This is a genomic window from Coleofasciculus sp. D1-CHI-01, assembly GCF_040218875.1.
Classification (GTDB): Bacteria; Cyanobacteriota; Cyanobacteriia; order Cyanobacteriales; family Coleofasciculaceae; genus Coleofasciculus.
Genome location: NZ_JAVJQP010000179.1, coordinates 25,547 through 38,849, shown reverse-complemented (window position 1 = coordinate 38,849; position 13,303 = coordinate 25,547). Strand labels below are relative to the sequence as shown.

Below are 13,303 nucleotides of genomic sequence, written 5' to 3'. Positions count from 1 at the left end.
GAAACTGCATAAAGTGCTTTCGTTTTGACACATATATGCTGGATATCCTGGCATTTGTCGAGGATGCGATCGCCTTCGACACTAAGCTGTTCGGCATTTAAACCTTAATGTCAATAATGGCTCTCATCCTTGTAGTGCGAGCATCTTGCTCGCTACTAGCATCTTGCTCGCTACTAGCATCTTGCTCGCTACTAGCATCTTGCTCGCTACTAGCATCTTGCTCGCTACTAGCATCTTGCTCGCTACTAGCATCTTGCTCGCTACTAATACCCAATTTAAATGCATGACAGCTTAGCGAAGCGAAGGATCACCTTCAGGTTTTTGACATTCACTTTTTATCCTCATCCCCTAATGCTTTGATCAACTTTCTAGCAATCAGCGTCCCCACAACAGCCCCCGCCACCACTTTTGCGGTTTTTCCAGTTACCTTGGGTTCTAAATAGTCCTGATAAACGTCCTCTGTGAACCATTTCGCCGTCAACTTTAAATCTCGTAGGGGTGTGGGCAAGATATTCATATAAGTGCCTTGGCGAATTAAGTGTCCAAGTTCGCCATCCACCTCAACCTGATTCGAGATGTTAGCTGCTGCATCTTCTAACCCTAGTTTCATCAGCGTGCCTCTGATGCTAACGTCAGCAGGCTTGGGTTCTCTACCTTTGGCTAGGGCTTGGAGATTAGACGCGATCGCGTCTCCCTGTTGATGCGCTACCTGTGCTGTCGGCGGCAGGGAATTGCCCTCCACAGCCGCGCAATCACCGCCAGCGAAAACGTCGGGAAACTCTAACAGTTGCAGGGTTGGTTTAACCAAGGGGCGACCTTTGCGATCGCGCTTTTCCTCAGCAATGGGTAAGTCCTTAATTAAAGGATGGGTTGAAGTCCCTGCTGTCCACACAATTGTTGCAGCGGGTAACGTTTCCACCTTATCCCCCTGTTCATAGTCCAAGGAATCCGGACGAATAGCCGTCGCTTGTGCCTCGTTAAGCAATTCCACCTTGACAGCACGGTGTTGCAACTCCTCGCGTGCTGTGTCCCGCAGGGGATCATTAATGTCGCCTTTGAGAATTTCGGCTCCGCGATTGAGCAGTACCACCCGGATTTCGTGGGGCTGACCCCCCATTGCCTCGTACCAAGGTGGCAGCAAATCGGCTAAAGTTGCGGCTAATTCGACTCCCGTAGGACCACCCCCAATAATGGCAACGGTTAACAGTCGGCGGCGTTCTTCCATGTCTTGGGTTTGCATCGCTTGGATCAGGCATTCCCGCAAACGCTGATCCAGCGCGATCGCGTCTTTTCCTTCCCGAAACGGCAAGGCATTCTCCTTTGCCCCTTCAACGCCAAAATAGCCCGTGACGCTACCTAAAGCTAAAACCAAATTACTGTAAGGGCAAGACGTCCCTGAGGCTAACGTAACCTGATGCTGGTGCAGGTCAATGGTTTGCACCTCGTCTTGCACGAAGGTCACGCCGCTACTGTCAAGTAAATCTTGGAAACGAGGCATGACCTCTGGCTCCTCCATTTGACCACTGAAATACTCATAGAGAAGGGGTTTAAAGCGAAAACGTTCTTCGCGATCGATCAGGATAACTGAGCGCGGATAATTGGAACGGCTTAAATGTATGGCAGTAAACAGTCCGGTAAACCCACCACCAAGAATTACCGTTTGCTGAATTAAGTCATTCATGACTACTGTTAAAACCTCCTATTAAAACTAGATCGGGACAGAGAGGAAAGAGAAGGAGAATGGAACTTAGAGCGTATCCAGTAACCCAGATGTTTGATAATGTCTAGCAATGTGTTTTGATTCTACGCCGCTACCCTTAATCAACTGTCCAGAGGGTATCCATATCCCTCAGATAGTAAAGGGTAAAGCAAGCCGCCAGCATGGGCCAAGCAGCGAAAAACAGCAGGTTGTCAAAGGGAGCCAAATATTTGGGAAAGGACGAGAAAGTAGAAACAGCATGAAAAAACAGCACCAGCAAATAAGTCCACCGCTTTTTGAAACCCGTGACAAATCCCAGAATGATCATAAGCTGAATAGCGCCAATGACGTAAAACATCTGATTACTCAGCCCACTAATCAAATAGAAATTCTGGTAAACTGCTGCTGCATGGTCAGGGTTGACAAATTTATCTAACGTCCACATTAGCATGACCAGAAACACGCTTAGTCGCAGCGATAGCAATGCGACAGAGATTCGGCGATCGCTACTCATAATGTTTTCTTTAATTTCTTGTTGTAAGTACCGAGACATCAATTGTTTCCGCTGTACTAATAAATGTTAACACCCCTCAAGTATTACTTTTCCCTGTCCATTGTTTATTCCTCATCTAAACCGTTAATTTTAATGAAACTCCAACGACTTACATCCAATAGTAAAATTAGCAATTTCTGGTTTCATCGGGTTAGACTTCTTCCTGTACAACAGTTTCATCTAAAGATTTCTTGGCAAGATGAGTTAGGTAGACTGTTACCGCAATTGTCGCAATTAAGCCAATTATCCGAATCACCCATTTTGCAATTTGAGATTCCGTTGTAGTGGGTTGATTAGACATATTGACTGTGGCTAAATCGCTAGCCAGGGAACCGATGTAAACATACACCACGGTGGCTGGAATCATCCCAATGGAACCCAGAATATAGTCTTTGATAGAAACTTGGGTAACGCCAAAGACGTAATTGAGGAGGTTGAACGGAAAGATAGGAGAAAGACGAGTTAGCAGGACAATTTTCCATCCTTCTGTCTTCACGGCTTGATTAATCGCTTTGAATTTGTCATTGCTCTCAATCTGTTTACAAACCCAATCCCGCGAGAGATAGCGTCCAATCAGGAAAGCAAAAATGGCTCCAAACATTGCCGCGATCGTGACATAAATTGAACCCCAAAATAAGCCAAATAAGTAACCTCCTTTTAATGTCAAGAGGGAACCCGGAATAAATAGTACTGTTGCTAGGTTGTAGATAATTATATACACAATGGGGGCTAAGACACCAAGACTTTCAACCCAATGTAAGGCGGTTTGCAAAAGTTCCCGAATGTCAAAATTTTGATTGGCAATAATTAGAAGCACCACTAAACCCCCGATTAGTACCAGTTTTAGTTTGGAATTCAAGCTGTATTTATTTAGTTGAGCCATTAAATTTTCCTCAATTTACCCCTTCTACAATCTGCTCTCTGACCTCTGCCTTGTCCCTATCCAAACAGGGGTATTTAATCCGAATTATAGCAGTAGACACATCGATTAGGACAAACGAACTGTTGTTCCAGACGTTGCATGCAACGTCTCTACCAAATGATGCGTCCTAACCGCTATAGCGATTGCTCTAAGTATTATTTGTTTTATAAAAATCATTAACGGCGATAACGTTCTCGCTCAATTTGCAACCGCTGTCGGACTAACTTGTAGACTTCCTGTGCCAACATCCGCAAATTGGATTCACTGACGAGTTCCAGTTCGGTGGATTGGGAGGATGGAACAACTGTTAATGAAGGTTGAACCGTTACTCTAGGAGTTTGATAGGTTTCAGAAACTGTTTTTGCTTCCGCTTCGATTGAATCCGCCACATCACCGGATGTTTTTATTGGATTAGTATAAATAGGACGAAATCCTTCTGGGGTAAACATGAACCCTTCTATATCTTCATCATCGCTATCCTGACTAGAAACAGAACTATCCTCACCAATTAATTCAGCTAAACTTGACCAAGCGGTTGGTGTAGTCTGACTAGCGGATTTATTCTCTAGATGCAAATCAGAATTACTCTTGTTAGAAAAGGTTGAGTTTAATGGTGAGAAACTTGAATCAGGTAAACGATTCTGATTATTCTCGGAACCGTGTAATGAAAATGCAGCTAATTCTTGTTCGGCTGAAGTTTCAGGAGTCAGATTTAACACCTGCAAGGATTGAATTGAAGATTTCCCTAAACCTTGAAATTGACCTAAGTAAATTATTGTGTTTAAGTCTTGCCAATTCAAAGGAAGTTGTGGAAAAGATTTGGCTTGATTAACCTTTGGGTAAAATGCCGATATTTCGTTGTTGTCCTCACCAGAAACCCGGTTTCTGGGAATACTTGACCGTTGGGTGTCGTTCCTTGATCCAACGCCAACGCCATCGTTAGCTTGAGCATTTTCTGCCAACCTGACAGATTCCTTTTCCTCTGTTTGAGAGATAGCCGCTAATACAGTTCTACCCGTGGAAGAAAGTATGTCTAAGTTATGAACATTTGAGTTAGCTAATAGCCCTAGAGTGGGCAATTTACCGGGCATTTGTCCAAGAGGTTTAGCCGACAGTAATGGCTTTTTTATCCCCAGTGATAGTTCTGAAAATTTCATCAATTCTTTTAAGGTTAAAATTTAGTCAGAGCAAGTTTGAGGTACAATTATCACGAACATTCCTAAATTGAATGGCACTAAAATAAGCATTTCATTTAGGGAGTGCCAAAACCCTTGATATACCGTAGGGTGGGCATTGCCCACCAGCCTTAAGTCAGGGACATTCTTCCTAAACCTGTCCTTCAAAACGTGCCATGGCACGTCTCTAAGTAGGTTGGTGGAAATACCAAACTTTTGTCAATATTCCTCAAACCCTTACAAATGACAAATGACAAATGACAAATGACGATCCCTACCGTTAACTTTACTTTTTCCCACCGACTGACCTAGTTAGTTACTAGGGAAATAGCCAGTGTTAGCACGTTGCAGATTGGTACTAGCACCACCCCCACCTTGCTCGGCGACAACTTTTAAGCCCTCATAGGCGAGGGTTAATTCCTCAATCGCTACGGTGCTAGAACTCGCTTGTAAGGCTGGCGTTTTCCAACCGACTGGAATCGCACCGATTAATGTCCAACATTGCATGGTTTCTCCGGCTTGATTAAAGACCAGAATGTTGACATTACGCCGCTCTTTTTTACCAGGATTGAGCGTCTTGTTGATCCAATCCCAAAACACTAAATCTTCGGTAATCCCCCGCTTGAGGGTAACATCATCAAATTTGGCTTGCTTGAGAAAGATGCGTTGCTGTTCGTTTACTCCTCCCTCAAAATAGACTTCTTTATCAATCTGAACCCCTAAACCAGAACACTCGCTAAATGAAGCCGTAATCTGACTTTCGATTTCGATGTAAAATCGATTAGCGGTGACGTAGTTAAGTTCGTGGGTGATATTACCATTGTCAGCCATTTTATAGTAACCCTCTGTAGTTTTTATGGCGTTCGCGTTGCTTGCGTAAATCCTCTTGTATAAGCTGATACACTCGATCGCTGACTTTTCTCATTAGCAAAGGATCTTGGGATACCTTGGCAGCAAGTTTTAAGAGAATCGTTCGTTGTTCCTGGTTCATCGTTTATCGGTTTCTCATCCGTCTTCCCCGACTTTGTAATTGCGAGAGGTAACTCTCATCTTCTGGGTTAAATGCTTGTTTTTTAACCGTTGGCATTGTCCCGGACGAACCGTTCGTTGAATGATCAACCTCTTCAACCTCGTCCCGTTGATCCTCGACCCGGTTGAGCTGATGTCTTAATACTCTTGCTCGTTGCAGTACTTGTTGATATTGACCGAGTTCTGGAACCTCTTCCCAATTGAGGTCTACTTGATCCGTGACTGTATTATTATAAGTTTTAGGCTTGGTGATTTGGCGGCGACGTCTGAGCTGATCAGCTCTGATCTGAATTTCTTGAAAGCTATCAGTTTCTGTGATTTGGGCGACTTGCTCCTCTTTTTGAGTTTCGTCGATTTCAATGTTAATTCTCAGCAGTTTTTTAACGGTTTTAGCCACGACTTGACCGTAGCGGTCAATAATGACGACGCTAAAGGTAGTTAAGGCTAACCCGATGGCTGGCGGTACTAACGGTATCCATCCCGACTGCTGAACGAATAAAGTATAAGAAATACCATACAAAACACCACCCGCTACGACTGCAACCGGAATCAGAATCCAAGGACGGCGAATTTTCCAAGCTAGGGTTCCGCCAACAACAGACCAGAGAAAAATCCAGAGAATTTCAGTTCCTTGAGACCAATACCAAATTAAGGGGCGACCCTCTAAAACGGTACTCATGATTTGACTGACAACTTGAGCATGAAGGACTACCCCAGGCATTAACACTCGATCCTGAGCGGCTGCACTAAAGGGTGTAGCAAAATCATCATTGGCGGTGCTGGCGGTGTACCCGACCAAAACCACTCGGTCTTTGACGAGATTGGGAGCAATGTTGTCTTCCAAGACATCGGTCAGGGTTACTTGTTCAATGGCATTCTCACCTGACCAATTGATCATGATTTGGTAGTCAAACGCACCTGTGTAACTATAGTTACCTGATTGGTCTTCTAGAGGAAGGAATATCGTGGAATCCAACTTGATGAATTCCTCTGGGGTGGTTAATTCTTCTTCGATTCCCTCTTGTTCCAGATATGACGTAGCTAACCGAAACGGTAAAGAATAGAGGAGGCTATCCGGATCTTGACACAGATGGGGATTTTTGGGGAGGGGTTCCACAAACGGCGGAAATGAAACTAACGCCGTGCGGCGAATGACTTGATCTTGATCAAGCTGCATATCAGCAAAACCAACCCGTTCTGGGGGAGTTCCAGGGGCGGGTGGTGTTCCGGGTTCAGTCGCAGAACTCATGACGCAGGCGGCGACCATGTTATCGTTTTGCTCAATAACCTGAATTAAATCCTCACGACCTTCGCCAATCGGCACATCCCGTCCAATGTCAATCCCGATCGCACGAGGTTGATACTCTGCTAGTTTCTTGAGTAGCGTCGCTAATGTGGCATCCGTTATCGGAAACTGGTTATAGTTTCGGATATCCTTTTCGCTAATTCCCACGACTAACACGCGATCGCTTGGCACTGATTCTGGACGCGATCGCACGAGTTGGTCATAAGCGTCCAGTTCAGCTCCTTCTAATGCCCCCAACTGTCGCAGTCCCACAATCACCCCTGTAACCACCACACTCGTAAGAACGACTGTGCCGCCAAATGCCATGATTCCCTTACCTACGGGATGTTGGGTGAAAAATGAACGCATTTCAGACATCATCTTGGTATTGCCTCCTATTTCCCTGAGGGTTAATTCACTGACAACGCCTACTTTACGGCGGAGTTTTTTTGAATTCTGAACCTTGGATTCGGATAATCAAACTTAATATAAATTAACGTGAAGTTAAAACACTATAGCCACTTTCAAAGTTTCTCCAGATATTCATCACTTTTTTTAAAGAACTGTAATGATACTACGGTTTACAGACGAATCAGATAGAATATTAGTATATAATATAGTACCCAGGCAGTTTATTGCTGTCATTGGGCTTTAAATTGTACACTGAGCTAGCTGAGACGGTGAAGAGGCTGATTGCCCATCACCTTGGCTGAGTCGCTATAAATAAAAAAATGAGGTAACCTGGTTTAGCGTCACTTACACTTTACAGCTAGAACAGGAAACTTTGCCGAATAGAGAGGAGTCGGTCTGTAAATGAATACGCTAGATAAATACACAGACTTGGCTCTAGCTCTCTACTACCGCGTTAATTAAAATTGTATCCATTACTGCCACTGGCAAGGAGTAACATGAAAAAGCCCTCTATATATCTTAAAACGTTTTCCATGATGTTGTCTCTGGGATTAGTGATGAGTGCCAGTACCCTGGCGATCGCTGGTCTCAAACCGAGTTCACCCAATCAGGAAAATCAGAAGCCTTCAGAAACCTTAGTCGCGGGGAATAAAGGTCTACGCTTCCGACGGCGGAGAATGCGAGCCTCTCGACGCAGAACTGGAGGATTCTCGCGGGGAGTCTGCAAAATAGGGGATGAAGAAAAGCAGGTTAATGTAACAGCATTATTACCGCAACTTCAAAGTAAGGAGTTGCCAGAAGATACCCAAGAATCGTCCACCAATGCTCAGATTCCCGTTGAATTGACAGTCGAGGAAACTCCGACGTTCTTAGTTCATATCACTGAGACTGAGGCAGAGGAAGCAGTATTCACGCTGATAACTGAAGACGGGAGTGAGGTTGTTTATGAAACAACTGTTTCTCTGGACAATCAAACTCCCGGAATTGTCAGCATTAGCATCCCAGAGTCAGATCCGGCTAATCCAGATAATGAGTTGTTACAAGTGGATCAAACCTACAATTGGTTTGTAACCATTCCTTGCTCTCTGGCTGATTGGAGTCAAAATCCTACAGCAGAAGGCTGGGTGAAGCGAGTTGCCAAGGAAGAGTCTTTGCAGCAAGAGTTAGCCAAAACCCCAGACATTGATCACCCGAAAGTATTTGTGAATCATGGCATTTGGACAGAGGCAGTGAGTTCACTGGAGAAATTGCGAGAGCGTTATCCGAATAATCCTCAAGTTCAAGCGGATTGGAAAGATCTCTTAGAATCGGTGGGGTTAGAAAATCTCGTTGCAGAACGTCCTGTTGATAGTGCCGAGTCTGCTGAATCTGGGGTTGAAAATTAACACCCTCCAAACACTGATTCCTACAAGGATATGACATACACCTTAAAGGGAAAAGCTTATCCTTTTTTCCCGACCTAGAGACGTTCAGCCGGAACGTCTCTACATACATATACAGAATAGATTTGTCTCAAGTGCTGCCATTGGCAAAACGTAACATGAAAAAGCCCTCTATCTATCTGAAAACATTTTCCCTGCTGTTGTCTCTGGGATTGGTGATGAGTGCCAGTGCTATGGCGATCGCTGGTTTCAAACCAAATTCTTCCAGTCACAATCATCAGAAGCCTTCAGAAACCCTCTTCGCTGGAAATAAAGGTCTGCGATTTCGTAACCGAAACATTAGAGCGTCTCGGTGGAGAACCGCAGGATTTTCGCGAGGTTCGGGTATGTGTTACGGAGAGGAAGTCGAAGTCACACCGTTAGTACCAAAAGTTGCGGAAAAAAACACAATTCCAGTTGAAGTAACGGCATTACCGAATCCGACATTCTTGGTTTACGTGGGTGAGACTCAAGCCAAGGAAGCAGAATTTGCATTGCTGAGTCCAGACAAAGAGATTATTTATCACGAAATAGTTTCTCTAAACGAAACGCCAGGAATTGTCATGTTCACTCTGCCAGAGCCGATGACAGAGGAGGAGCTACTCAAGGAATCGGAAAAGTACCAGTGGGTATTTTCCCTCAGTTGTGAGCAGGGGGGTGATGCTTCTGGAAATTTGACGGTTGAAGGGTGGGTTGAGCGTGTTTCTCCAGAAACCGAACTTGCTCAAAAGTTAGCCAATGCATCAGAACGGGAAAAGCCAGCTATTTTTGCTGAATATGGCTTCTGGATGGATGCAGCAGGTATATTGGCTCAGTTACGTCAGGATTATACTAATGATCCTCAAGTTCAAGAGAATTGGCAATCTGCCTTGAACTTTGCCGGTTTAGATCAACTGATTGAAGAACCGTTGGTGAGTCATTCTGGGTCAACTGGTGAAACCAATGCTGAAAATTAAGTGGCTTGACTAAAGCTTGTGAGTGATAGGTTCCAGGGAAAAGGTTTAACCTTTTCCCTTTTTGATCGCTGACAGACGTTATATCAGCAACCTGTTTACACGCTCGCGGTTTCCCGCAAGGCGTCCAGCACGGTATCGTGAATCACACCATTGCTGACAATGACCCCCTGATTATCAGACAGTTTGGCACCGAGAGAAAAGTTAAGGGCTTTCCCGTACATATCGGTCACCCGTCCGCCAGCTTCCTCAACCACAATCGTTCCCGCCGCATGATCCCAAATCTTTTCCCGATAATCGGGTGATTTAGGTGATGGCAAACGCAGGTAAAGCGATGCACGACCCGACGCGACTGCGCCATACTTAGCTTGAGAATCCATCCGCAACGAAGGTGAGGTAATGCCTACGGCTTTGGCAACGGCATCCTGTCGGGAGTGATCCCCGTGACCGGATTCCACACTCTCCACAAAACGCATCGCTTCCTGACTATCAGCCTTTGTTACCTGAATCGGCTGAGGTTCTCCACCCGATATAGGAACCATGGTTGCACCCTGACCCCGTACCGCTACAAATAGGACACCCTTTTCTCCATCCGGTTGATATGGGGAAACAGGTAAAGCGGGACAAACTAGAACACCCAGTTTCACTTCACCCAGTTCCACCAGCGCTAAAGCCACAGCATATTGGTCTTGACGCAGAAACCCTTTTGTGCCATCGATGGGGTCTAATGTCCAATAGCGCCCCCCAATCTGACTATTACCGCGATCAATCCAGTCCAATACCTGATCCGGTGTCGCATCACCAACGACAGACTTGACGTAGTGACTCACCCGATTCAGTTGATCTGCCATTTCGGGTTGACGCAACTGGGACGCATCTTCTTCACCCACCACGAGGTCATCAGGAAACGCCATCGCTAACGCTCGACAGATAACCGCTTGGGAACCCAAATCCGCCACCGTGACTGGACTTTTATCGCTCTTTTCCATCGCTTCAGTCACCTGTTCTTGGCGAACTTGCTCACAGAGTTTGGCTGCTGTCAGCGCTGCCTCAATAGCTACCTGTTTTTCTTGCTCGTAAGACATGATAAATCTCTATTGCTCCATAATACTCTCAAAAAACTTGGCTAAGGACGGGAAGGGAAAACACCCAATTAAGCGGCTTTAACCCGTCCTTACCCCAAACCCCTATTTTTTATGCGGGTAACGAGGGCAATCGCCATCGTGGGGGCTTGCTTAAAAAACTCTTATTCCTGAGCCTTTCAACGTTGATACCCTGCTACTGGTCGAGAAGCCGCTTCCCGTATGACCTTGAGTACCGTTTGGTTGCACCCTTGGGCTAGGTTTAACTTTCCCGATGTCACCCCTGATCACGATCTGCCCTTTCCCTGTAGCCGGATTAATCTGTACAGTAGCAAATGGCTAGGAGCGATCGCTGTAATGTATTGCCGCTTCCATAATGACCTCTCGGTAGAGTGATCATCAAGGTTCTAGCCAAGATTTTAGGGGTGATGGGGGAGCGGGGGGGAGCGGGGGAAGCTGGGGGAGCTGGGGGAGCTTGTAGAGACGTTCCCCTGAAACATCTAGGAACTAATTCTGGTTCTGTTGGATATAGGATTTAAATACATCCACTAATTCAGAACGGCTGACAATCAGCGTGGGAAACGATCGCCCACCATAATCTTGACCGACTTTCAACGGGAAAATTGGGTCTGACTCCAACGACACCCAAACCGCACCCGCTGCTTTCACAATTACCCACGCCCCCGCAATATCCCAAATCTTGGGTGTTGCTTCCATCCCGCCGAGAACCGCTCCTGTGGCAACGGTGATGAAGTTATAACTGGCAACCCCTAACATGCGAATTTTACAGGGGAAGGGTTGCTGTAAGAGGGAGGTACTGCGAGAGCAAAGGTTGAAAAAGTGATTATTACTGAGTTCATCCGGACTACTGTGGATGGAAAACTCATTCATAAACGCGCCAGGGATGATATCGGCTAATCCCGATTCCCCCGCCCAAAAACCATGGAAGGATTGTCCAATGGGGGGGAAATGAACATATCCGAACACGGGTGTGCCGTGATACAGCAAGCCCAGAGAGATGCCCCAAATCGGGATACCTCGTGTAAAGTTAGTCGTACCATCTAAGGGATCGATAATCCAACACCACTCGGTATCCGGAAACCGATGTTCCCCTTCCTCACTGATGATTCCGTGGCTAGGAAACCGAGACGCGATCGCCCGACGAATCGTCTCATCCGCCCAATGATCTGCTTTGGTTACCAAACTCCCATCCGCTTTCTGCGACGCCTGACAGCAGCGAAAATCAGGCAGTAGTTGGCTACCAACATGGTTAGTAATCTCTTTGGCAAAGTCGAGTACAGACGCCCAAAATTCCTTCATCGTATTCGCGTGAGACTCCACCCTCAGCGAAGCAGGGTGGAGAGGAATAGCGGTCAAATCGACCCTTTCAATAAGGGGAGATTTGACAGTCCAGGTGAAGGCACGACGATTAATCCCGTGCTTCGCTGCAACAACTGGACTTTTTTGGCACTAAATTGCCCAAGTCGTTTCCAGTTAATACCGCTAACTGAAACTTGTTTCTCGGTGTCTCCAGAACACCAGCCGACGTAAGTTTTTCCAGCTTTTTCGGCTATAACTTTGTCGCCTTTCCTAAACCCATGGCGGGTAACTGTGCCGCCATACTTGCGCCGTTTACCCCCTTTGGATGGAACACACAGATGCAACTGTCTACGGCTAATTGGTGGTCTACGGATTATGGCAAATGGTGCTGAGGTAACTTCGACACTGCCTTGCCAGTCACCATGCTTGGCATTATCAGAGTGCCATTCCTGCCATCGGGTAAACTCAAACGCGGCTAAGGTTACACCATCAACGGCTTGTGTAGCTGGTGTCTGGTTCGATTTGTCTTTCTTGTCTTTGGCTAATCTTAACCATTGCCTAAGCTGACTGGTTCCGTTCCCGTCCCTTTGCCATCCTTGGTGAGTTATCACGGTCGCTAACTCAGACAACCACTTAAGCATTTGTTTCTGACCTACCATCACTGGGGAGAAACCAACGCCAGACCGAGCCGACTTGCGCCCACTGGTTTTATCTACGTCAGCCATGACCAACTCATAATGAATGGCACTAATCGGAAACAGTTTAAACAACTCTTTGACTATCCGCAATTCCAGTTGCTTATTAGCTCGGATTGACGGTGGCAGTTTACCCTTTTTACGATTGTCAAACCGAGCTTGACGATGGCAACGTTCAGAGTAGGGCAACTTCCGGTTAATTCGTTTCCCTCGTCTAGCTCGACGCATAATCCGTCGTAATTCCATCCGTTCTTTCACCGTCTTAAACGGTAGAACTAGGTGTCCCATCCAGAGGGTGAAATGACTTGACTGAACCCCGATCCCTGAGTAACCCTTACCAGGGTCTATCCCCATGGCTATGGGTTGCGCTTCCTCTCCTGTCTCAAAGGTCAACTGAATAGCAAAGCATTCTAAGTCATTATGTACCACTTTGGCTTTGCCATCCCTTAACCAACGTCTAGCGCGGCTAGGTTTGGTGGGCATTAACGGCTTACCTGATTTTGATAAAACTGGTACTCGTAACATGGTGATAAACCTCCGAGTAAAGTAATTAGTCCCTTCCCGCCATCTCAGCTAAGATGTCTTGTCCAACAACAACCCGACAAAAGGTTTTAGAGGTAATCCGGACTAGGGAAGTATCCGGAGGTCTGTGCCAAGCTGAGACTAAGAGCGGTATTCAACGGTTTAAATTGTCGTTTGTCCGGCAATCCCCACGCTCTACGCTAGTAGCGTGGGGTTGTTGAACCGGAGTTCCAGGA

13 protein-coding genes are annotated in these 13,303 nt (G+C 46.1%); 2 read left to right on the top strand and 11 right to left on the bottom strand.

All coding sequences use genetic code 11. The features are described from left to right. Positions 1–97: 97 nt before the first annotated feature. From RIB93_RS30440 to RIB93_RS30405, 8 genes are all read right to left on the bottom strand, one after another. Entirely contained in the window at positions 98–274 is a 177-nt protein-coding gene (locus RIB93_RS30440; protein WP_446378697.1) for a hypothetical protein, read from the bottom strand. Between the two features lie 54 nt (positions 275–328). After that, complete coding sequence (locus tag RIB93_RS30435; protein ID WP_446378695.1) at positions 329–1,681, bottom strand: NAD(P)/FAD-dependent oxidoreductase; 1,353 nt, start codon at positions 1,679–1,681, stop codon at positions 329–331. 136 nt (positions 1,682–1,817) lie between these two features. Continuing rightward, the gene (locus tag RIB93_RS30430) at positions 1,818–2,213 is read right to left on the bottom strand and encodes a hypothetical protein (protein ID WP_446378703.1); all 396 of its coding nucleotides are present in this window, start codon (positions 2,211–2,213) and stop codon (positions 1,818–1,820) included. A gap of 190 nt (positions 2,214–2,403) precedes the next feature. Beyond that, the gene (locus RIB93_RS30425; protein WP_446378693.1) at positions 2,404–3,135 is read right to left on the bottom strand and encodes a TVP38/TMEM64 family protein; all 732 of its coding nucleotides are present in this window, start codon (positions 3,133–3,135) and stop codon (positions 2,404–2,406) included. Positions 3,136–3,350: 215 nt separating this feature from the next. Next, positions 3,351–4,331 carry a hypothetical protein gene (locus tag RIB93_RS30420; RefSeq protein WP_446378691.1) on the bottom strand — a complete coding sequence of 327 codons (981 nt, stop codon included), beginning with the start codon at positions 4,329–4,331 and terminating at the stop codon, positions 3,351–3,353. 330 nt (positions 4,332–4,661) lie between these two features. Beyond that, complete coding sequence (locus RIB93_RS30415) at positions 4,662–5,180, bottom strand: phage tail protein (RefSeq protein ID WP_446346802.1); 519 nt, start codon at positions 5,178–5,180, stop codon at positions 4,662–4,664. Position 5,181: 1 nt separating this feature from the next. Next, positions 5,182–5,340: a hypothetical protein gene (locus RIB93_RS30410; RefSeq protein WP_446378689.1), complete on the bottom strand. Its 159-nt coding sequence runs from the start codon at positions 5,338–5,340 to the stop codon at positions 5,182–5,184. A gap of 3 nt (positions 5,341–5,343) precedes the next feature. Next, a complete protein-coding gene (locus tag RIB93_RS30405) occupies positions 5,344–7,044 on the bottom strand; it encodes a CHASE2 domain-containing protein (protein ID WP_446378687.1) in 1,701 nt (566 codons plus the stop codon). Between the two features lie 527 nt (positions 7,045–7,571). Here RIB93_RS30405 and RIB93_RS30400 point away from each other — a divergent pair. Together RIB93_RS30400 and RIB93_RS30395 are read left to right on the top strand one after the other, a co-directional pair. Beyond that, positions 7,572–8,459 carry a DUF928 domain-containing protein gene (locus tag RIB93_RS30400; protein WP_446378685.1) on the top strand — a complete coding sequence of 296 codons (888 nt, stop codon included), beginning with the start codon at positions 7,572–7,574 and terminating at the stop codon, positions 8,457–8,459. A 155-nt stretch (positions 8,460–8,614) separates the two neighbouring features. Next, positions 8,615–9,451, top strand: coding sequence for a DUF928 domain-containing protein (locus tag RIB93_RS30395; RefSeq protein WP_446378683.1), 837 nt, complete (start codon positions 8,615–8,617; stop codon positions 9,449–9,451). A gap of 95 nt (positions 9,452–9,546) precedes the next feature. Here RIB93_RS30395 and RIB93_RS30390 read toward each other — a convergent pair whose 3' ends face one another. The 3 genes from RIB93_RS30390 to RIB93_RS30380 all read right to left on the bottom strand — a co-directional run bounded on the left by RIB93_RS30390 (position 9,547) and on the right by RIB93_RS30380 (position 13,070). Beyond that, positions 9,547–10,533, bottom strand: a complete 987-nt coding sequence (locus RIB93_RS30390; protein WP_446378681.1) for a 3'(2'),5'-bisphosphate nucleotidase — start codon at positions 10,531–10,533, stop codon at positions 9,547–9,549. Positions 10,534–11,037: 504 nt separating this feature from the next. Next, positions 11,038–11,850 (bottom strand): inositol monophosphatase family protein, encoded by an 813-nt coding sequence (locus RIB93_RS30385; RefSeq protein ID WP_446378679.1) that lies wholly within the window; start codon positions 11,848–11,850, stop codon positions 11,038–11,040. 53 nt (positions 11,851–11,903) lie between these two features. Next, positions 11,904–13,070 carry an RRXRR domain-containing protein gene (locus RIB93_RS30380; protein WP_446378677.1) on the bottom strand — a complete coding sequence of 389 codons (1,167 nt, stop codon included), beginning with the start codon at positions 13,068–13,070 and terminating at the stop codon, positions 11,904–11,906. Positions 13,071–13,303: the final 233 nt, after the last annotated feature.

Coding starts and splice junctions, on each gene's coding strand:
- RIB93_RS30410 (WP_446378689.1), bottom strand. CDS start 5,340: ATGAACCAGGAACAACGAACGATTCTCTTAAAACTTGCTGCCAAGGTA.
- RIB93_RS30405 (WP_446378687.1), bottom strand. CDS start 7,044: ATGATGTCTGAAATGCGTTCATTTTTCACCCAACATCCCGTAGGTAAG.
- RIB93_RS30390 (WP_446378681.1), bottom strand. CDS start 10,533: ATGTCTTACGAGCAAGAAAAACAGGTAGCTATTGAGGCAGCGCTGACA.
- RIB93_RS30420 (WP_446378691.1), bottom strand. CDS start 4,331: ATGAAATTTTCAGAACTATCACTGGGGATAAAAAAGCCATTACTGTCG.
- RIB93_RS30395 (WP_446378683.1), top strand. CDS start 8,615: ATGAAAAAGCCCTCTATCTATCTGAAAACATTTTCCCTGCTGTTGTCT.
- RIB93_RS30400 (WP_446378685.1), top strand. CDS start 7,572: ATGAAAAAGCCCTCTATATATCTTAAAACGTTTTCCATGATGTTGTCT.
- RIB93_RS30430 (WP_446378703.1), bottom strand. CDS start 2,213: ATGAGTAGCGATCGCCGAATCTCTGTCGCATTGCTATCGCTGCGACTA.
- RIB93_RS30425 (WP_446378693.1), bottom strand. CDS start 3,135: ATGGCTCAACTAAATAAATACAGCTTGAATTCCAAACTAAAACTGGTA.
- RIB93_RS30380 (WP_446378677.1), bottom strand. CDS start 13,070: ATGTTACGAGTACCAGTTTTATCAAAATCAGGTAAGCCGTTAATGCCC.
- RIB93_RS30435 (WP_446378695.1), bottom strand. CDS start 1,681: ATGAATGACTTAATTCAGCAAACGGTAATTCTTGGTGGTGGGTTTACC.
- RIB93_RS30415 (WP_446346802.1), bottom strand. CDS start 5,180: ATGGCTGACAATGGTAATATCACCCACGAACTTAACTACGTCACCGCT.
- RIB93_RS30385 (WP_446378679.1), bottom strand. CDS start 11,850: ATGAAGGAATTTTGGGCGTCTGTACTCGACTTTGCCAAAGAGATTACT.